At 66.7% G+C, this 19,781-nt stretch carries 13 protein-coding genes; 11 read left to right on the top strand and 2 right to left on the bottom strand.

Features of this window, described 5'->3' with window-relative positions:
- The first annotated feature begins 100 nt into the window (after nucleotides 1-100).
- The 10 genes from pheS (at nucleotide 101) to argH (ending at nucleotide 12,296) form a co-directional block, all read left to right on the top strand.
- The gene (pheS, locus tag MKK62_RS23070) at nucleotides 101-1,123 is read left to right on the top strand and encodes a phenylalanine--tRNA ligase subunit alpha (RefSeq protein WP_434085112.1); all 1,023 of its coding nucleotides are present in this window, start codon (nucleotides 101-103) and stop codon (nucleotides 1,121-1,123) included.
- Nucleotides 1,123-3,609 carry a phenylalanine--tRNA ligase subunit beta gene (gene pheT, locus MKK62_RS23065; RefSeq protein WP_240263532.1) on the top strand — a complete coding sequence of 829 codons (2,487 nt, stop codon included), beginning with the start codon at nucleotides 1,123-1,125 and terminating at the stop codon, nucleotides 3,607-3,609. Before pheS ends, pheT begins: the two co-directional genes overlap by 1 nt.
- A 151-nt stretch (nucleotides 3,610-3,760) precedes the next feature.
- Nucleotides 3,761-4,804, top strand: coding sequence for an N-acetyl-gamma-glutamyl-phosphate reductase (gene argC, locus MKK62_RS23060; RefSeq protein WP_240263533.1), 1,044 nt, complete (start codon nucleotides 3,761-3,763; stop codon nucleotides 4,802-4,804).
- Nucleotides 4,801-6,015 carry a bifunctional glutamate N-acetyltransferase/amino-acid acetyltransferase ArgJ gene (gene argJ / locus MKK62_RS23055; RefSeq protein WP_240263534.1) on the top strand — a complete coding sequence of 405 codons (1,215 nt, stop codon included), beginning with the start codon at nucleotides 4,801-4,803 and terminating at the stop codon, nucleotides 6,013-6,015. The genes argC and argJ overlap by 4 nt, the downstream gene beginning before the upstream one ends.
- 155 nt (nucleotides 6,016-6,170) lie before the next feature.
- On the top strand, nucleotides 6,171-7,040 hold the full coding sequence (gene argB / locus MKK62_RS23050; RefSeq protein ID WP_240263535.1) for an acetylglutamate kinase: 870 nt from the start codon (nucleotides 6,171-6,173) through the stop codon (nucleotides 7,038-7,040).
- Complete coding sequence (locus MKK62_RS23045; RefSeq protein ID WP_240263536.1) at nucleotides 7,037-8,227, top strand: acetylornithine transaminase; 1,191 nt, start codon at nucleotides 7,037-7,039, stop codon at nucleotides 8,225-8,227. Before argB ends, MKK62_RS23045 begins: the two co-directional genes overlap by 4 nt.
- Nucleotides 8,224-9,150, top strand: a complete 927-nt coding sequence (gene argF / locus MKK62_RS23040) for an ornithine carbamoyltransferase (RefSeq protein WP_240263537.1) — start codon at nucleotides 8,224-8,226, stop codon at nucleotides 9,148-9,150. The genes MKK62_RS23045 and argF overlap by 4 nt, the downstream gene beginning before the upstream one ends.
- Nucleotides 9,147-9,641 carry an arginine repressor gene (locus tag MKK62_RS23035; RefSeq protein WP_240263538.1) on the top strand — a complete coding sequence of 165 codons (495 nt, stop codon included), beginning with the start codon at nucleotides 9,147-9,149 and terminating at the stop codon, nucleotides 9,639-9,641. The genes argF and MKK62_RS23035 overlap by 4 nt, the downstream gene beginning before the upstream one ends.
- A 26-nt stretch (nucleotides 9,642-9,667) precedes the next feature.
- Entirely contained in the window at nucleotides 9,668-10,894 is a 1,227-nt protein-coding gene (locus MKK62_RS23030) for an argininosuccinate synthase (RefSeq protein ID WP_240263539.1), read from the top strand.
- Nucleotides 10,884-12,296 carry an argininosuccinate lyase gene (argH, locus tag MKK62_RS23025; RefSeq protein WP_240263540.1) on the top strand — a complete coding sequence of 471 codons (1,413 nt, stop codon included), beginning with the start codon at nucleotides 10,884-10,886 and terminating at the stop codon, nucleotides 12,294-12,296. Before MKK62_RS23030 ends, argH begins: the two co-directional genes overlap by 11 nt.
- Nucleotides 12,297-12,300: 4 nt before the next feature.
- Here the strand turns inward: argH and MKK62_RS23020 are convergent, their stop codons facing one another.
- Nucleotides 12,301-14,601 carry a putative bifunctional diguanylate cyclase/phosphodiesterase gene (locus MKK62_RS23020; protein WP_240263541.1) on the bottom strand — a complete coding sequence of 767 codons (2,301 nt, stop codon included), beginning with the start codon at nucleotides 14,599-14,601 and terminating at the stop codon, nucleotides 12,301-12,303.
- A gap of 178 nt (nucleotides 14,602-14,779) precedes the next feature.
- A complete protein-coding gene (locus MKK62_RS23015; RefSeq protein ID WP_240263542.1) occupies nucleotides 14,780-16,558 on the bottom strand; it encodes an ABC-F family ATP-binding cassette domain-containing protein in 1,779 nt (592 codons plus the stop codon).
- Nucleotides 16,559-16,806: 248 nt separating this feature from the next.
- Here MKK62_RS23015 and MKK62_RS23010 point away from each other — a divergent pair, with 248 nt between their 5' ends.
- Nucleotides 16,807-19,773: an acyl-CoA synthetase gene (locus MKK62_RS23010; RefSeq protein WP_240263543.1), complete on the top strand. Its 2,967-nt coding sequence runs from the start codon at nucleotides 16,807-16,809 to the stop codon at nucleotides 19,771-19,773.
- Nucleotides 19,774-19,781 lie beyond the last annotated feature (8 nt).

Raw genomic sequence — 19,781 nt, 5'->3', positions numbered from 1 at the left:
GACCACATATGATCGGCAGTTGCGCGGCACGTCGTGCCGCCCGCCCGCCAAGAAGGAGAGTGTCACCGCGTTGGGTGCCCAGCCCCCGTCAACGGAAGCCTTGTCGCCGGAGGCGTTGACCGCCGCGGTCGACGCCGCCCGGCTGGCCTTCGCGGCCGCGGCCGACCTCGATGCGTTGGGGCGGGCCAAGACTGAGCATCTCGGCGACCGCTCGCCAGTGGCTTTGGCCCGCCAGGCCCTGGGCTCGGTGCCGAAGGCGGAGCGGGCCGATGCCGGACGGCTGGTCAACACCTCGCGTGCCGAGGTCCAGCAGAGCTATGACGAGAGACTGGCGACGTTGCGCGCCGAGCGGGACGCCGCGGTCTTGATCGCCGAGCGCATCGACGTGACCTTGCCCTCGACGCGGCAGCCGACAGGTGCGCGCCACCCGATCACGATCTTGGCTGAACACATCGCCGACACCTTCATCGCGATGGGCTGGGAGCTCGCCGAAGGACCCGAAGTCGAAACCGAGCAATTCAACTTTGACGCCTTGAACTTCCCGGCCGACCATCCCGCGCGTAGCGAGCAGGACACCTTCTACATCGCGCCGGACGGCTCCCGGCAGTTGCTGCGTACCCACACCTCGCCGGTGCAGGTACGCGCGCTGCTGGAACGCACCCTGCCGGTGTACGTGATCTCGATCGGTCGCACGTTTCGCACCGACGAACTCGACTCCACTCACACGCCGGTTTTCCATCAGGTGGAAGGGCTCGCGGTGGATCGTGGACTGTCGATGGCGCATCTGCGGGGAACGCTCGACGCTTTCGCCCGTGCTGAATTCGGACCTCAGGCCCGCACCCGGATCCGGCCGCACTTCTTCCCGTTCACCGAGCCGTCGGCCGAGGTCGACGTCTGGTTCGACAACAAGAAGGGCGGCGCCGGCTGGGTGGAGTGGGGCGGCTGCGGCATGGTGAATCCAAACGTGTTGCGCGCCGTCGGGATCGACCCGTTGGAATATTCGGGCTTCGCGTTCGGCATGGGCTTGGAGCGCACGCTGCAGTTCCGCAACGGCATCCCCGACATGCGGGACATGGTCGAGGGCGACGTCCGGTTCTCGCTGCCGTTCGGGGTGGGTGCCTGATGCGCATCCCCTACAGCTGGCTGCGGGAGGCCGTCAGCGCCGGTGCGCCCGGGTGGGACGTGCCGCCGGAGGATCTCGAGCAGGCATTGATCCGCATCGGTCACGAAGTCGAAGACGTGATCACCCTCGGCCCCGTGGAGGGGCCGCTGACGGTGGGGCGGGTCACCGAAATCGAGGAGCTCACCGAGTTCAAAAAGCCGATCCGGGCCTGCAAGGTGGACGTGGGGGAACCGCAGCCACGCGAGATCGTTTGCGGTGCAACGAACTTCGTTACCGGCGATCTGGTGGTCGTCGCCCTGCCGGGCACTACACTGCCGGGCGGATTCCACATCGCCTCCCGCAAGACCTACGGCCACACCTCCGACGGAATGATCTGCTCGTCGGCCGAACTCGGTTTGGCCGCGGACCATTCCGGCATTCTGGTGTTGCCGCCCGGGACGGCCGAGCCGGGAGCCGATGGGGTTGAGGTACTCGGACTCGACGACGTGGTATTCGACCTCGCCATCACCCCCGACCGGGGCTACTGCATGTCGGTGCGCGGGCTGGCCCGCGAGATCGCATGCGCGTACGAACTCGACTTCGTTGACCCCGCCGACGTTCCCGCGCTGCCTGCCCAGGCCGAGGCCTGGCCGCTGACAGTGCAGCCGGAAACCGGGGTTCGCCGCTTCGCGCTGCGTCCGGTGTCGGGCCTCGACCCGGCCGCGTTGTCGCCGTGGTGGTTACAGCGTCGCCTCCTCCTCAGCGGAATCCGGGCCATCTCGCCCGCCGTCGACGCCACCAACTACGTGATGCTCGAACTGGGTCATCCGATGCACGCACACGATCTCAACCGGATCACCGGCGGCTTGGCGGTGCGCTTTGCCAAGCCGGGGGAAAAGGTCGAGACGCTCGACGACATCGAACGCATCCTCGACCCGGCCGACGTGTTGATCGTCGACGACGTCGCGATCGCCGCGATCGGCGGCGTGATGGGTTCGGGCAGCACCGAAATGCGCGACGACTCCACCGACGTGCTGTTGGAGGCCGCGGTCTGGGACCCGGCGGCGGTGTCGCGGACGGCGCGGCGGCTGCGTCTGCCCAGCGAAGCGGCCCGCCGATACGAACGTGCGGTCGACCCGGCCATTTCCGTTGCCGCACTGGATCGTTGCGCTACCCTGCTCGCCGAGATCGCTGGTGGCTCGGTATCGCCGGCCCTCACAGACTGGCGGGGCGATCCGCCGCGCGACGACTGGGCCGGGTCTGCGATCGAACTGGCCGCGGACCTGCCCGATCGAGTGGCGGGGGTGAGCTACAGCCCGGGCACGACCGCGCGTCGGCTGACGCAAATCGGCGCCGAGGTGAAAGACGGCGGCGACGACCTCATCGTCATTCCGCCGAGTTGGCGCCCAGATCTGTTGCAGCAAGCCGACTTGGTCGAGGAGGTGTTGCGGCTGGAGGGGCTGGAAGCCATTCCGTCGGTGTTGCCGCCGGCGCCGGCCGGTCGTGGACTGTCTGCCGTCCAGCGCCGCCGCCGCGCGATCGGCAAGTCGCTGGCGTTGTCGGGCTACGTCGAAATCCTCCCGACACCGTTTCTGCCGGCGGGCGTGTTCGACGCCTGGGGATTGCCCCCCGACGACCCACGACGGCACACCACTCAAGTGCTCAACCCGCTGGAGGCCGACCGGCCGCATCTGGCCACGACGCTGCTGCCTGCGTTGCTTGAGGCGTTGGCGCGCAACGTATCTCGCGGAATCGTCGACGTGGCTCTGTTCGCAGTCGCGCAGGTGGTCCAGCCGACCGAGCGCACCAAGGGCGTCGCGGTGATCCCGGTGCACCGCCGTCCCACCGACGACGAGATCGCCGCCCTCGATGCGTCGCTGCCGAATCAGCCACAGCATGTGGCCGCGGTGCTTGCCGGGCTGAGAGAGCCGCGTGGGCCTTGGGGCGAGGGCCGACGCGCCGACGCCGCCGACGCGTTCGAGGCGGTCCGAATCATCGGCCGCGCCAGTGGAGTTGAGGTGACGCTGCGGGCCGCCCAGCACCTGCCGTGGCATCCCGGTCGCTGCGCCGAGGTGCTCGTCGGCGACGTCGTGGTCGGACATGCCGGCCAGCTGCATCCGGCGGTGATCGAACGGTCCGGCCTGCCGAAGGGCACCTGCGCCGTCGAGCTGAACCTCGATGCCATCCCGATCGTCACGACGCTGCCGGCGCCACGGGTGTCGCCGTTCCCGGCGGTGTTCCAAGACGTCAGCCTGGTCGTGGACGCCGACGTGCCGGCACAGGACGTGGCGGATGCGGTCCGCGACGGCGCGGGGGAGCTGCTGGAAGAGGTCCGGCTGTTCGATGTCTACACCGGCCCGCAACTCGGCGAGGGCCGCAAATCACTGACCTTCGCGCTCCGGTTCCGCGCCACCGACCGCACGTTGACCGAGGACGAGGCCAGCGCGGCCCGGGATGCTGCGGTGAGCCGCGCGGCCGAGCGGGTGGGTGCGGTCCTACGCAGCTGATCTGATGGTTGGCTGACCTAAAGGCGTCGAGTGTGTAGCGCAGGCGTCCAGCGTGGACTGCAGGGCTGCATTCGCGTTGCCGGTTCGCGGCCGACCGGTCCACAAAGAATGAGTTTGCATAGGCTTGCATACTCATGCAACGATGGACGCCATGACCGAGGCGATACGGGTGGCTGTGGCGGGCGCCAGCGGCTATGCCGGCGGCGAGATCCTGCGGCTGTTGCTCGGGCACCCCGCCTACCACGACGGCCGTTTGACGATCGGCGCGCTGACTGCCGCCGCCAGCGCCGGCACGACGCTCGCCGATCATCACCCGCATCTGCTGCCGCTGGCTCAGCGGGTGCTCGAGCCCACTGAACTCGAGGTGCTCGACGGCCACGACGTGGTGTTCCTGGGATTGCCGCACGGCCACTCGGCGGCGCTGGCCGAACAGCTCGGGCCCCAGACGTTGGTGGTGGACTGCGGCGCCGATTTCCGGTTGACCGATGGGGCCGCATGGGAGCGTTTTTATGGCTCACCGCATGCCGGAAGTTGGCCGTATGGGCTGCCCGAGTTGCCGGGTAACCGCGACGCGCTGCGCGCGGCCCGCCGGATCGCCGTGCCGGGCTGCTATCCGACCGCCGCCGTCTTGGCGTTGTTTCCCGCGGTGGCGGCCGACCTCGTCGAGCCTGCCGTCACCGTCGTCGCGGTGAGCGGTACGTCCGGGGCCGGCCGGGCCGCGAAGGTCGACCTGCTCGGATCGGAAGTCATTGGCTCGGCGAGGGCCTACAACATCGCTGGCGCGCATCGGCACACCCCCGAGATCGCGCAGGGGCTTCGTCAGGTCAGCGACCGCGATGTCTCGGTGTCGTTCACGCCGGTCCTGATTCCGACCACTCGTGGCATCCTGGCCACCTGCACCGCGCGAACCACATCCACCCTGTCGCAGCTGCGCTCGGCGTACGAAAAGGCTTACCACGACGAGCCTTTCGTACATCTGTTACCCGAAGGTCAGTTACCTCGCACGGGCTCGGTCGTCGGTAGCAACGCAGCGCAGATCGCGATCGCGGTGGACGAGGACGCATCCACCTTCGTTGCCATTGCGGCAATCGACAATCTGGTCAAGGGCACCGGGGGCGCCGCCGTGCAGTCGATGAACCTGGCGCTGGGATGGCCCGAGATCGAAGGTCTTTCGGTGGTCGGGGTGGCGCCGTGACCGACCTGGCGGATGCTGCCCGGTTGGTCCGCGCCCAGGGCGTGACCGCGCCGGCCGGCTTCCGGGCCACGGGTATCGCGGCGGGCATCAAGGCATCCGGCAAGCTCGACCTCGCGCTGGTTTTCAACGAGGGTCCCGACCACGCTGCCGCCGGGGTGTTCACCCGAAACCAGGTCAAAGCGGCGCCGGTGTTGTGGACCCGCCAGGTGCTCGTGGACGGACAGCTTCGCGCGGTGGTGCTGAATTCCGGTGGTGCCAATGCCTGTACGGGGCCGGGCGGATTCCAGGACACCCATGCCACCGCCGAGCGATTGGCAGCGGCGCTATCGGAGTGGGGCACCGAGACCGGAGCGATCGAGGTCGCGGTCTGCTCGACCGGCCTGATCGGGGATCGGCTACCGATGGACAAGGTGCTCGCCGGAGTCGTCAACCTGGTGCAAGAAATGGCCGGCGGTATCACCGGCGGCGACGAGGCCGCCCGGGCCATCATGACCACCGATACCGTGCCCAAACAGGTTGCGCTGCACCATCCGAACAACTGGACCGTCGGCGGCATGGCTAAAGGCGCCGGCATGCTGGCCCCGTCGCTGGCCACCATGCTCTGCGTGCTGACTACCGATGCCGCTGTTGACGCCGAGGCGCTCGAGCGGTCTCTTCGCCACGCCACCGCGAAGACGTTCGACCGGCTCGACATCGACGGTGCCTGCTCCACCAACGACACCGTATTGCTGTTGGCCTCGGGCGCAAGCGCGATCACGCCGAGCCAAGCTGATCTCGACGACGCGGTGCTGAGAGTCTGCGACGACCTGTGCGCACAGTTGCAGGCTGACGCGGAGGGAGTCACTAAGCGCATCACGATCCGGGTCACCGGTGCGCTGACCGAAGACGACGCGGTCACCGCGGCCCGGGTAATCGCGCGGGACAGCCTCGTCAAGACCGCGCTGTTCGGTTCCGACCCGAATTGGGGACGTGTCCTGGCGGCCGTCGGCATGGCGCCCGTGCAGCTTGATCCCGACCGAATCGCCGTGTCGTTCAACGGTTCCGCGGTCTGCATCGACGGAGCCGGGGCTCCGGGTGCCAGGGAAGTGGACCTGTCGGCCACTGACATCGACGTGGTGGTCGACCTCGGGGTCGGCTCCGCGGGAGCGGCTATTCGGACCACCGATCTGTCGCACGCGTACGTCGAAGAGAACTCGGCGTACTCCTCATGATGTCCCACCTCCTTCGCATCGCTGCGCTCTGCGTCGTCGGCGGTGGTCGATGATGTCCCACCTCCTTCGCATCGCTGTGCTCTGCGTCGTCGGCGGTGGTCGATGATGTCCCACCTCCTTCGCATCGCTGTGCTCTGCGTCGTCGGCGGTGGTCGATGATCTCGACCGACGTCAAGGCGCAGGTGCTGGCCGAAGCGCTGCCATGGCTCACCGCGCTGCACGGCAAGATCGTGGTCGTCAAGTACGGGGGCAACGCGATGACCAGCGACACTCTCCGGTACGAATTCGCCGCGGACATGGCATTTTTGCGCAACTGCGGTATCCACCCGGTCGTGGTGCACGGCGGTGGGCCGCAGATCAGCGCCATGCTCAAACGACTCGGCATCGCCGGCGACTTCAAGGGCGGGTTCCGGGTCACCACACCGGAAGTGCTCGACGTGGCGCGCATGGTGTTGTTCGGACAAGTCGGCCGTGAACTGGTGAACGCGATCAACGTCCACGGCCCGTACGCGGTCGGAATCACCGGTGAGGACGCGAAACTGTTCACCGCCGTACGACGCAGCGTCATCGTCGAGGCTGTCGACACCGACATCGGCCTGGTCGGCAACATCGCCCACGTCAACCCGGCCGTGGTGCTGGATCTCATTGCCGCCAATCGGATTCCGGTGGTATCGACCCTGGCGCCCGACGTCGACGGCGTGGTGCACAACATCAACGCCGACACCGCCGCGGGTGCGCTGGCCGAGGCGCTTGGCGCCGAGAAGCTGCTGATGCTCACCGATGTCGAAGGCCTCTACACCAATTGGCCCGACAAGAGCTCACTGGCGAGCGAAATCGACACGCAGACTTTGACGCAACTCCTGCCGACCCTGGAAACCGGCATGATCCCCAAGGTCGAAGCCTGCCTGCACGCGGTGAAGGGCGGCGTACCCAGCGCGCACGTCATCGACGGCCGGGTCGAACACTGCGTGCTGGTGGAATTGCTCACCGATGAAGGCTCCGGAACGAAAGTGGTGAGCGCATGACCAGCACGGCAGACATCCAGCAGCGGTGGTCCGCGGTGATGATGGACAACTACGGAGTTCCGCCGATCGCCTTGGTCAGTGGCAGCGGCGCGGTGGTCACCGACGCAGACGGCATCTCCTACCTCGACCTGCTTGGCGGCATCGCGGTCAACGTCCTGGGTCATGGGCACCCAGCCGTCCTCGAGGCCGTCACACGCCAGATGTCGACGCTGGGGCACACGTCCAATCTGTACGCTGCCGAACCGGGCATCGCGCTCGCCGAGGCGCTGGCCGGCCTGCTCGGTGCCGATACCGAGACCCGCGTGCTGTTTTGCAATTCCGGAACCGAAGCCAACGAGGCCGCGTTCAAGCTGTCGCGTCTCACCGGTCGGTCGAAATTGGTTGCGGCGCAAGGTGGTTTCCATGGTCGTACGATGGGCGCCTTAGCCCTGACCGGCCAGCCGAGTAAGCAGGCGCCTTTCGCGCCGCTACCCGGTGAGGTCACCCATGTCCCGTACGGCGACGCCGGCGCGCTGACGGCGGCGGTCGACAATGAAACCGCCGCGGTTTTTCTCGAACCGATCATGGGAGAGAGCGGCATCGTCGTACCCCCCGACGGCTACCTGGCCGCAGCCCGCGACATCACTGCGCGCCACGGCGCGTTGTTGGTCATCGACGAGGTGCAGACCGGAATGGGCCGTACGGGAACGTTTTTCGCCCACCAGCACGACGGCATCACTCCCGATGTCGTCACGATGGCCAAGGGCCTCGGCGGCGGGCTGCCGATCGGCGCGGTCCTGGCGACTGGTCGCGCCGCGCACCTGCTGACACCCGGACTGCACGGCAGCACCTTCGGCGGCAATCCGATCTGCGCGGCGGCGGCGTTGGCCGTGCTGCGGGTGATCGCCGAGGACGACCTGATACGGCGGGCGGAGGCACTCGGAAAGACGTTGCACCACGAAATCGAAGCGTTGAGCCACCCTGCGATCGATCACATCCGGGGCCGCGGGCTGCTGTGCGGCATCGTTCTGTCCACTCCGGCCGCCAAGCAGGTCGAAGCGTCAGCCCGCGCGGCCGGATTTCTGGTCAACGCCGCGGCACCCGACGTCGTCCGGCTGGCGCCGGCCCTGATCATCACCGAGCATCAGCTCGACGCGTTCGTCACCGCGTTGCCGAGCATTCTGGACACCGCCGAGGAGACTGCATGACGCGACACTTCCTGCGTGACGACGACCTGACGCCGGACGAGCAGGCCGAGGTCCTACAGTTGGCCGCCGAGTTGAAGAAGGACCCCTTCGGTCGACGGCCGCTGGACGGCCCGCGCGGCGTCGCGGTGATCTTCGACAAGAACTCCACCCGCACCCGGTTCTCCTTCGAGGTCGGTATTGCCCAACTCGGCGGACATGCCGTCGTGGTCGACGGCCGCAGCACCCAGCTGGGGCGCGAGGAGACGCTCCAGGACACCGCAAAAGTGTTGTCCCGCTATGTCGATGCCATCGTGTGGCGTACCTTCGGTCAAGCCCGGCTCAGCGCGATGGCCGAGACGTCGACGGTGCCGATTGTCAACGCCCTCTCCGATCAGTTCCACCCCTGCCAGGTGCTGGCCGACCTGCAAACGATTGCCGAGCGCAAGGGATCGCTGCGCGGGCTGCGGCTGTCGTATTTCGGTGACGGTGCCAACAACATGGCCCACTCATTGATGCTCGGCGGCGTGACCGCTGGCATGCACGTGACCGTCGCCGCCCCAGCGGGTTTCGCGCCGGACCCGTTGTTCACCGCCGCCGCCGAGCACCGTGCCGCCGACACCGGGGGCTCGGTTGCCATCACCGACGACCCGGTAACCGCGGCCTCGGGGGCCGACGTGCTGGTCACCGACACCTGGACGTCGATGGGCCAGGAAGACGACGGGCTTGATCGAGTACGACCCTTCCGGCCGTTCCAGCTCAACGCTGGCCTGGTCGCCAAGGCCGACTCGGAAGTTGTTGTGCTGCATTGCCTTCCGGCTCACCGTGGCCACGAGATCACCGACGAGGTGATCGACGGGCCGCACAGCGCGGTGTGGGACGAAGCCGAGAACCGACTGCACGCGCAAAAGGCGCTGCTGGTGTGGCTGCTGGAGCACCGCCCATGACTCGCTCGAAGACCGCGCCGGAGATCACCCGCGTCGGGCGTCAGGCTCGCATCGTGGCAATCCTGTCGTCGACTGAGGTCCGCAGTCAGAGCGAACTGGCGGCGTTGCTTGCCGCCGAAGGCATCGAGACCACCCAGGCCACCTTGTCGCGCGACCTCGAAGAGCTCGGCGCGGTGAAATTGCGCGGCGCCGACGGAGGTGTCGGCGTCTATGTAGTGCCCGAAGACGGCAGCCCGCTGCGCGGTGTCTCCGGCGGCACCGCGAGGCTGTCCCGGCTGCTCAGCGAAGTGCTGGTGTCCACCGACGCCACCGGCAACCTGGCCGTACTGCGGACGCCACCGGGTGCTGCGGATTACCTGGCCAGCGCGATCGACCGGGCCGCGTTGCCCTACGTTGTCGGAACCATCGCCGGGGATGACACCATCTTCGTGGCGGCCCGCGAGCCGATGACCGGCGCAGAACTCGCAACCCTGATCCAGAACCTCACGTAACCGCACGACTAAAAGGAGATCAACCCATGTCCGAGCGCGTCATCTTGGCGTATTCCGGCGGTTTGGACACCTCGGTGGCGATCAGCTGGATCGGCAAGGAGACCGGTCGCGAGGTCGTCGCGGTCGCGATCGACCTCGGGCAGGGCGGTGAAGACATGGAGCTGGTGCGCCAGCGCGCACTCGACTGCGGTGCAGTGGAAGCCGTCGTGGTCGACGCCCGTGACGAATTCGCCGAGGAATACTGCCTGCCGACCATCTTGTCCAACGCGCTCTATATGGACCGCTATCCGCTGGTGTCGGCGATCAGCCGCCCGCTGATCGCCAAGCATCTGGTGGCCGCCGCCCGCGAGCACGGCGGCAGCGTCGTGGCGCACGGCTGCACCGGTAAGGGCAACGACCAAGTCCGCTTCGAAGTCGGATTCGCCTCGCTGGCACCAGATCTCGAGGTGCTCGCACCAGTCCGCGACTACGCCTGGACTCGGGAGAAGGCGATCGCGTTCGCCGAAGAGAATGCCATCCCGATCAACGTCACCAAACGCTCGCCGTTCTCCATCGACCAGAACGTGTGGGGCCGCGCCGTGGAAACTGGCTTCCTGGAACACCTATGGAACGCTCCGACCAAAGACGTCTACGACTACACCGAAGACCCGACCGTCAACTGGAACACGCCCGACGAGGTCATCGTGGGCTTCGAGCGCGGTGTGCCGGTCACCATCGACGGCCGCTCCGTGTCGGTGCTGCAGGCGATCGAAGAACTCAACCGTCGCGCCGGGGCGCAGGGTGTCGGACGGCTGGACGTGGTCGAGGACCGGCTGGTAGGTATCAAGAGCCGGGAAATCTATGAGGCGCCGGGAGCGATGGTGTTGATCACCGCGCATACCGAACTCGAGCACGTCACCCTCGAGCGGGAGCTGGGCCGGTTCAAGCGGCATACCGACCAACGCTGGGCGGAGCTGGTGTACGACGGATTGTGGTACTCGCCGCTGAAGAAAGCGCTGGAGGCCTTCGTCGCCAACACCCAGCAGCACGTCACCGGCGAAATCCGAATGGTGTTGCACGGCGGGCACATTGCCGTCAACGGCCGCCGCAGCGCCGAGTCGCTGTACGACTTCAACCTGGCCACGTACGACGAAGGCGATACGTTCGACCAGTCGATGGCCAAGGGGTTCGTCCATGTGCACGGGCTATCGTCCAAGCTCGCCGCGCGCCGCGACCTGCACTCCGAGCAGGGAGACCTCCCGGTTGAGCACTAACGAGGGTTCGCTGTGGGGCGGCCGGTTCGCCGACGGTCCCTCGGAGGCGTTGACCGCGCTGAGCCGCTCGACCCATTTCGACTGGGTGCTGGCGCCCTACGACGTCATCGCGTCCAGGGCCCACACAGAGGTGTTGTTCAACGCCGGCCTGCTGACGACCGACCAGCGCGACGGCCTGTTGGCCGGTCTGGACAGCCTGGCCGAAGACATCGCGGATGGCAGTTTTGGCCCACTGGCCACCGATGAGGACGTCCACGCCGCTCTGGAACGCGGTCTCATCGACCGGGTCGGTCCTGACCTAGGGGGCCGGTTGCGGGCCGGACGATCACGAAACGATCAGGTGGCCACGCTGTTTCGGATGTGGCTGCGCGACGCGCTCCGGCGGGTGGCCGACGGCGCCCTTGACCTCGTCGCGGCGTTGGCGAAGCAGGCCGCAGCTCACCCGGACGCCATCATGCCGGGCAAGACTCACCTGCAGTCCGCCCAGCCGATCCTGCTAGCGCACCATCTGCTGGCGCATGCGCATCCGCTGCTACGTGACGTCGACCGGCTCGTCGACCTCGATGCGCGTACGGCGGTGTCGCCGTACGGCTCCGGTGCGCTGGCCGGGTCGTCGCTGGGGTTGGATCCCGACGCGATCGCCGAGAGCCTCGGATTCATGGCGGCCGCTGAAAACTCCGTCGACGCCACTGCAGCCCGGGATTTCGCCGCCGAAGCGGCATTTGTGTTCGCGATGATCGGCGTCGACATGTCACGGCTGGCTGAGGACGTAATTCTCTGGAGCTCAACAGAATTCGGTTATGTAACGCTTCACGACTCGTGGTCGACAGGCAGTTCGATCATGCCGCAGAAAAAGAATCCCGACATCGCAGAACTGGCTCGCGGTAAGTCGGGCCGGCTGATCGGAAACTTGGCCGGCTTGTTGGCGACGCTGAAGGCTCAGCCGTTGGCTTACAACCGCGACCTGCAGGAGGACAAGGAGCCGGTATTTGATTCGGTGGCGCAGCTGGAGTTGCTGCTACCAGCGATGGCCGGCCTAGTGAGCAGTCTGACCTTCGACCTCGAGCGGATGGCCGCTTTGGCACCAGCCGGCTACACGTTGGCCACCGACATCGCTGAATGGCTCGTGCGTCAAGGTGTTCCGTTCCGGGACGCACACGAGGCCGCCGGGGCAGCCGTCCAGGTCGCGGAGAAGCTCGGCGTGGGGCTCGAGGAGTTGACCGACGCTCAGTTGGCGGCCATCAGCGACGCCCTCACGCCCCACGTTCGGGAGGTTCTCACGATCGAGGGTTCGGTTTCGTCGCGGGACGCTCGCGGTGGTACCGCGCCGTCTGAAGTTGCCCGCCAACGTGATTCGGTGCTGGCAACCGCCGAGAGGCTTCGCGCGCAGCTGAGTCGATAGTCGGCTACTGGGTATTACGCATAGGTAGCGCAGGGACGTGCGGGATCTCTCCGGCAGGTAGCGGGCCGCAGTAATAGTTGCCCTGCACGACATCACAGCCGAAGCGCCGTAGCCACAGCGCCGTCTCTTCGTTCTCGATCCCCTCGGCGACGCTGGCGATGTCGAACTCCTCGGCGAGTTCGATGACCGACCGGGCGATGGTCGCGGCTCGGCGGTCGAACAGGATCGGCGCAATCAGCTGGCGGTCGAGTTTGACTTCGTCAATCGGCAACTCCCGTAGATACGTCAGCGTGGAATAGCCACTGCCGAAATCGTCGATCGATACCCGGATGCCATTCTCCCGCAATCGATTCAGCACTTCACGTCCCTTGACGAAGTCGGCGACCATCAATTCTTCGGTGATCTCGACTGTCAGCAGGCTCGGTGACATACCGTGCGCGTCGAGCACACTTATGATGCGTTCGGGCAAGGTGTCGTCGTCGAGGGAGCGGGCCCACAAATTGACCGCCACCGGGATCATGATTCCGGCCGTATGCCAGGCCGCACCGTCCGCGACAGCTCGCGACAACACGAGATCGGTGACGGCGTCCATCAATCCGTGCTCGCGAACCAACGGAAGAAATTCGCGCGGCTCCAGCGTGCCCAGAGTCGAATGTTCCCATCGCAATAGCGATTCGGCACCACACACCGCACCACTCAACATCGCGAATTGCGGTTGGTATACCAATGTGAGGAGGCGATCGTCGATCGCGCGCCGCAAATCCCAGAGCAGTTGGAGGCGGGCGATCCCGTCCCGGAAAGACTTTCGCCTGCCGAGATGGGCGTCTCGTTCGGGGCTGAAGGTCTGGACGTCGGTTGCGGTGGTCTGTTCGGCGCGCGAGCGTGCCGCTTCGGCTTGATTCAGCAGAGCGGCCGCGGTCATCGCGACTTCTTCGTCGGGCTGTGCCGTCGCCACACCGATACTCAAGTGCACGTAGACGCGGGTTTCTGCGATGTCGAGCGCGGTGTCGAACGCACGCGCGACCCGCTTCGCCACCTGCATTGCCACGTCCGGGCGGTCTTCGACGAGGATGGCGAACTCGTCACCGCCCATCCGCGCCACCGTGTCACCGGCACGCACGCTGCCCTGTAGACGGGTCCCGACGGTCCGCAGCAGCTCGTCGCTTGCCGCGTAGCCCAACGTGTTGTTGATGACGTTGAAGTCGTCCACGCGAATGCTCAGCACGCTCAGCGGCACGTTGAGTCGGTCGTGCAGCTGCGCGGCATGCGCCAGCCGTTCGTCGAGCAGTCGCCGGTTGGCTAGACCGGTCAGGGTGTCGCGAAAGGCGGCCTCGGCCATTGCCTCGATCAGCCGTCGTTTCCGGTCGAGGGCCAGTAGATGGCGGGTCACCACGGTAGCGGCAACGACCAGGCCCGTCGAGTAGAGCAACCTCTCACCGCGATCGGCCGGCCAGAAGTGCACCGCACCGACGATCGCCGCGAAACCGAGCGGTAGATAGGGCAGCAACATGGACAACCGCGACGATCGTCGCGCGAGTCCGCTGTCGAGGTCTGGTCCCGGTCGGGACGCGAGCGCCGACATCGCAAAAAAGTATGCGCCGCCGATCCACCCCGCCGCGACCACGTTGTCGGGAACGCTCAGCGGATTCCTGCCGGAGATATGCACCAACCCGCCGATGCCGATCGCTGCGAAGCCGGCGGCCATCAGCGCCGGCGAAAGCCGCCGGGCGGGCTGGGCTTTCCGCGTCACCATCAGCACCATGACAAACAACGCCAGATAAGCCGCGGTGATCACGGCCAGCAGAATTCTGGAGAAGTCGACCGAGTCAGCGGTACTCAGCGTCAGGGTGCCGATCACCTCTAGCAACGACGCGCCGACGAGAACGCCGTCGAGTACCAAACTGACGCCGTAGCGGGAGTCCTCGTGACTGGGCACCAAAAGGCCTGCCGCCAAGGCGAATAGCGGCAGAACCGCATATCCGAGCTCAGCAACCGAGCGGTCCGCGATGGGTACCGCCCCTCCGCCCGCGACGTAGAGCCACATCGCGTTGCCGAAGGTCCAGCCGCCTAACCCGACTGTTACCACAATCCACGAACCGCGCTGCCCACCCCGCGACCCCTTTGCTGAGGCTGCCGCGCAGCCGGTTGCGAACATCCCCATGATGACGGTCCCGAGGGGGCCGACGCGATCGAGGCCAGTCGGCCCCAAATCGCTTACGCCACCTAGCAGCATCGCGGCAAAGGAGACGGCTCCCGCCGTCGCAAAGGCGGCCAGCGTGACGTGCCGTGACCTTGATGCGGACATCCCTCTACCTGTCAAACGGGGTCGCGAATTCCGGGTAAGCAACGTTCGCGTGCTTGCATACTAAGAGACGTTGCCGCTGGCCTGCGCACTATCGGGCTGGCTCACCCTTTTTGCAGCGGGCCAACAGCTAACACGCTGCCGGCCGGGGCGGAGTTCGTCGCCGGGTCCGTGCGAAAGGTCACTCGAGCAGTTCAGAGACTTGCATCCACCGGCTCTCCTGGTCGGCGACGTCGCTTTCCAAGTGTCGCAATTGCTCGGTGAGCCGGGTGATGCCGACATGGTCGGATTGATCATGCGTGGCCAGTTCTTGGTGCTTGGCTTCGATTTGCTCGGCGAGTCGCGCGAGCCTTCGGTCGATGGTGGCCATCTCCTTCTGCGCGGCGCGTAGTTCGGCGCCGGACACCGCCGGGACGTCCGCCGGAGTGGCCGCTGGGGCGGTATCTGGCCGGCTCTCGGTTTGCTCGGCTAGTCGCAGGTATTCGTCGATGCCACCGGGCAGGTGCCGTAGCCGGCCATCGAGAATCGCGTACTGCTGGTCCGTCACCCGCTCCAGGAGGTAGCGATCGTGTGAGACCACGACCAACGTGCCCGGCCACGAGTCGAGCAGGTCTTCGGTGGCGGCCAACATGTCGGTATCGACGTCGTTGGTCGGCTCGTCGAGCAGCAATACGTTGGGTTCGGCCAACAATGTGAGCATCAGCTGCAGGCGACGCCGCTGCCCGCCCGACAACTCGCTGACCCGCGCGGACAGCTGACCACCGGCGAATCCGAGTCGCTCGAGCAATTGAGCGGGCGTGACGTCCCGGCCGTCGACCTCATAACCGGCGCGCAATCGGCCCAGCACGTCGGCCACCCGATCGTCGGCCAAAGGCACCAATTCGTCACCGCGTTGGTCGAGCATGCCGAGCCGAACTGTCTTGCCGCGCTTGACTCTTCCGCTCTCCGGTTGGATCGCGCCGGTGATCAGTGCCAGTAGCGTCGACTTGCCGGCGCCGTTGGCGCCGACGATTCCCGTGCGTTCGCCTGGACCGATGCGCCACTCCACGTCGCGCAGCACCTGCCGTCCGTCGAAGGAGACCGATACCTCCAGTAGGTCGATGACATCCTTGCCGAGTCGCGCGGTGGCGAGCTTGGCCAGCTCCACCGGATTGCGCAACGGCGGCACGTCGGCGATCAGTTGGTTCGCCGCGTCGATGCGGAACTTCGGTTTCGACGTGCGCGCGGGCGGACCGCGCCGCAGCCAAGCCAATTCTTTGCGCATCAGGTTCTGTCGCTTGGATTCGGCGACGGCAGCCATCCGATCTCGTTCGACGCGCTGGAGAATGTAGGCGGCGTAGCCGCCTTCGAACGGCTCGACGAGCCCGTCGTGCACTTCCCACGTGGTCGTGGCCACCTCGTCGAGGAACCACCGGTCGTGGGTCACCAGCAGCAGGCCGCCGGTGTTGCGGGGCCAGCGGTCGCGCAGGTGAGCTGCCAGCCAGGTGATGCCTTCGATGTCGAGATGGTTGGTGGGCTCGTCGAGCGCGATGACGTCCCAGTCACCGATCAGCAGAGCCGCCAGCTGTACGCGTCGTCGTTGTCCGCCGCTGAGGGTGCCGATTACTGCGTCCCACGCGATGTCGGAGACCAGGCCTTTCACGACGTCCCGGATCCGCGGATCGCCGGCCCACTCATGAGCGGCGCGGTCGCCGACCAGCGTCCATCCCACCGCGGCATCGGGGTCGAGAATGTCGGCCTGGCTCAGCGCTCCGACCCTGAGTCCGCTGCGACGGGTGACCCGTCCGGCATCCGGGCGCAGCTGTCCGGTCAGCAGGCCCAGCAAACTGGATTTGCCGTCGCCGTTGCGTCCGACGATGCCGATGCGGTCGCCGTCACTGACGCCGACAGTCGTCGACTCGAAGACGACGCGACTCGGGTATTCGAGATGGATCGCCTCGGCGCCCAGCAGGTGTGCCACTGGGCCGAGCGTAGACCGGCGACGATGCATCGCGCGCAGCGCGATGAGGAGGAGCCGGTCCAGTCGAACCTAGACCGGCGACGATGCAGCGCGTGCAGCGGCCTCTCGGCAGGCCGGTGGCTAGGCTGGGTAGCCGGGCCGGCAACGCGACCAAAGCAACGGGTGCAGCCCTCGCGATGTGCCATGATGAGCGCGCTGTCAGGCCCACGCGCAGCACAGCACGGTCTTCGTTTCGAGGGAGCGGCGGCATGGATCTGAAGTTTTCGGCGGTCACCAGGCCGGTTGAGCGCCTGGTGGCCACGGCGCAGAACGGGCTCGAAGTTCTGCGACTCGGTGGTCTGGAAACCGGCAACTCACCGTCGCCGTCACAGACCGTCGAGAGCACAACGATGTACAAGCTCCGGCGCTACTATCCGCCAGACAGCCGGCCGGGACACCCGCCAGCGGGCGAACCGGTGCTGCTGGTGCACCCGATGATGATGTCGGCAAACATGTGGGACGTCACCCGGCACGAGGGCGCTGTGGGTATTTTGCACGCCGCCGGGCTGGATCCTTGGGTGATCGACTTCGGCTCACCCGACGAGATCGAAGGCGGCATGCGCCGCACTCTGGCCGACCACATCGTCGCGCTCAGCGAAGCGCTCGACGTCATGGCCGACACTACCGGGCGGGACACCCATCTCATCGGTTACTCGCAAGGCGGCATGTTCTGCTATCAGGCGGCCGCTTACCGGCGATCCAAAAGCATCGCCAGCATCGTCACATTCGGCTCACCGGTCGACACCCTTGCGGCGCTGCCGATGGGCCTGCCGCCGAACATCGCTCCCGGTGTGGCCACGTTCATGGCCGACCATGTGTTCAATCGACTCGACATCCCAGGTTGGTTGGCGCGCACCGGCTTTCAAATGCTCGACCCGCTCAAGACTGCGAAGGCGCGGATCGATTTCCTGCGCCAGCTCCACGACCGCGAGGCGTTGCTGCCCCGCGAGGCTCAGCGCCGATTCCTGGAGTCCGAAGGATGGATCGCCTGGTCGGGCCCGGCGATCTCCGAACTGCTCAAGCAGTTCGTCGCGCACAACCGGATGATGACCGGCGGCTTCGCCATCAACGGTCAACTCGTGACGCTGACCGACATCACGTGCCCGATCCTGGCCTTCGTGGGCGAGGTCGACGACATTGGCCAGCCGGCCGCGGTGCGGGGCATTCGGCGTGCCGCACCCAATGCCGAGGTTTACGAATACCTCATCCGGACTGGGCATTTCGGCCTGGTCGTCGGATCGAAAGCAGCGCAGGAATCGTGGCCGACCGTCGCCGACTGGGTGCTCTGGATCTCCGGCGAGGGCAAGAAGCCGAATGACATCTTCCCGATGGCCGACCAGCCGCAAGAGCCTTCCGACCGGGGCGTCGCGCTCAGTTCCCGGGTAATGCACGGGCTGGGAGAGGCCTCCGAAGTGGCGCTGACACTCGCGCGTGGCGCAGCCGACGCCGTGGTTGCCGCGAACAAGTCGATGCGCACACTCGCCGTCGAAACCGTGCGTACGCTGCCTCGTCTGGCCCGGCTCGGGCAGATCAACGACCACACTCGAATCTCGTTGGGCCGCATCATCGGTGAGCAGGCGCACGACGCCCCCAACGGGGAGTTTCTGCTTTTCGACGGCCGGGTGCACACCTACGAAGCGGTGAACCGCCGCATCGACAACGTGGTGCGCGGTCTGATCGCAGTGGGCGTGCGCCAGGGCGAGCGCGTCGGCGTGCTGATGGAAACGCGTCCCAGCGCGCTGGTCGCCATCGCTGCGCTGTCGCGGCTGGGCGCCGTCGCGGTGCTGCTCCAACCCGACACCGACCTGGCCGCGTCGGTGCGGCTCGGGCAAGTGAGCGAAATCATCACCGACCCAGCCAATTTGGAGACCGCAAGGCAATTGCCGGAACTGATTCTGGTGCTCGGCGGTGGCGAGTCGCGCGACCTGCACCTGCCCGACGACGCCAACGTCATCGACATGGAGCAGATCGATCCCGATGCCGTCGAGCTCCCGGCGTGGTACCGACCAAATCCCGGCTACGCGCGCGACATCGCCTTCATCGCGTTCAGCACCGCGAGCGGGCAACTCGTCGCCAAACAGATCACGAACTACCGGTGGGCGTTGTCAGCGTTCGGCACCGCCTCGACCGCCGCGCTGGGACGCAACGACACCGTCTACTGCCTCACCCCGTTGCATCACGAATCGGGACTGCTGGTGAGCCTTGGTGGCGCGGTGGTGGGCGGTACTCGGATTGCGTTGTCGCGCGGATTGCGGCCCGACCGATTTGCCGCTGAGGTCCGTCAGTACGGCGTCACCGTCGTCTCCTATACGTGGGCGATGTTGAGTGGTGTGATCGACGACCCCGATTTCGCGCTGCACAACACTCCGATCCGGTTGTTCATCGGCTCGGGTATGCCCACCGGCCTGTGGCAAAGAATCTCCGACGTTTTCGCACCGGCCCGCGTGGTCGAGTTCTTCGCGACAACCGACGGACATGCGGTGCTAGCCAACGTTTCCGGCGTCAAGGTCGGCAGCAAGGGCCGACCGCTGCCGGGCGCCGGTCGCGCTGAGCTAGGCGCCTACGACGCCGAGCACGACCTGATCCTGGAGGACGAGCGGGGGCTGGTCCGCATCCCGGAACCCAACGAAGTCGGGGTCCTGCTGGCCGAGCCGCGAGGGCCGATCGATCCCACCGCGTCGGTCAAGCGCGGCGTCTTTGCCCCGGCCGACACCTGGATCTCCACCGAGTATCTGTTTCGTCGCGACACCGAGGGCGACTTTTGGTTGGTGGGCCGGCGCGGATCGACGGTGCACACCGCGCGCGGGGTCGTCTATTGCGAACCGGTCACCGACGCGTTGGGACTGATTCCCGCGGTCGACCTGGCGGTGACCTACGGGGTGGCGATGGACGGACAGCAGGTGGCGGTTACCGCGGTGACGACGCGCCCGGGTGCGACGATCACGGCTGCGGATCTCACCGAGGCGATCGCCGCCATGCCGTTCGGGTTGGGGCCTGACATCGTGCACGTCGTGCCGCAAATGACGCTCAGCGCCACGTACCGCCCGACCGTCAGCCCGCTGCGCGCGGCCGGCATTCCGAAGGCGGGGCGGCATGCCTGGATTTTCGACGCCGAAGCGAATCAATTCCGGCGGTTGACCGGGCCGGCGCGCGCAGAGCTGGCAAGCGCACAGTGACATTGGGA

The organism is Mycobacterium paraterrae (assembly GCF_022430545.2).
Lineage (GTDB): Bacteria > Actinomycetota > Actinomycetes > Mycobacteriales > Mycobacteriaceae > Mycobacterium > Mycobacterium paraterrae.
The sequence above is the reverse complement of the archived record's forward strand: the minus strand, read 5'-3'. Positions and strand labels throughout refer to the sequence as shown.

Coding starts and splice junctions, on each gene's coding strand:
- pheT (WP_240263532.1), top strand. CDS start 1,123: ATGCGCATCCCCTACAGCTGGCTGCGGGAGGCCGTCAGCGCCGGTGCG.
- argC (WP_240263533.1), top strand. CDS start 3,761: ATGACCGAGGCGATACGGGTGGCTGTGGCGGGCGCCAGCGGCTATGCC.
- argB (WP_240263535.1), top strand. CDS start 6,171: ATGATCTCGACCGACGTCAAGGCGCAGGTGCTGGCCGAAGCGCTGCCA.
- MKK62_RS23045 (WP_240263536.1), top strand. CDS start 7,037: ATGACCAGCACGGCAGACATCCAGCAGCGGTGGTCCGCGGTGATGATG.
- argF (WP_240263537.1), top strand. CDS start 8,224: ATGACGCGACACTTCCTGCGTGACGACGACCTGACGCCGGACGAGCAG.
- MKK62_RS23035 (WP_240263538.1), top strand. CDS start 9,147: ATGACTCGCTCGAAGACCGCGCCGGAGATCACCCGCGTCGGGCGTCAG.
- MKK62_RS23030 (WP_240263539.1), top strand. CDS start 9,668: ATGTCCGAGCGCGTCATCTTGGCGTATTCCGGCGGTTTGGACACCTCG.
- MKK62_RS23020 (WP_240263541.1), bottom strand. CDS start 14,601: ATGTCCGCATCAAGGTCACGGCACGTCACGCTGGCCGCCTTTGCGACG.
- MKK62_RS23010 (WP_240263543.1), top strand. CDS start 16,807: ATGGATCTGAAGTTTTCGGCGGTCACCAGGCCGGTTGAGCGCCTGGTG.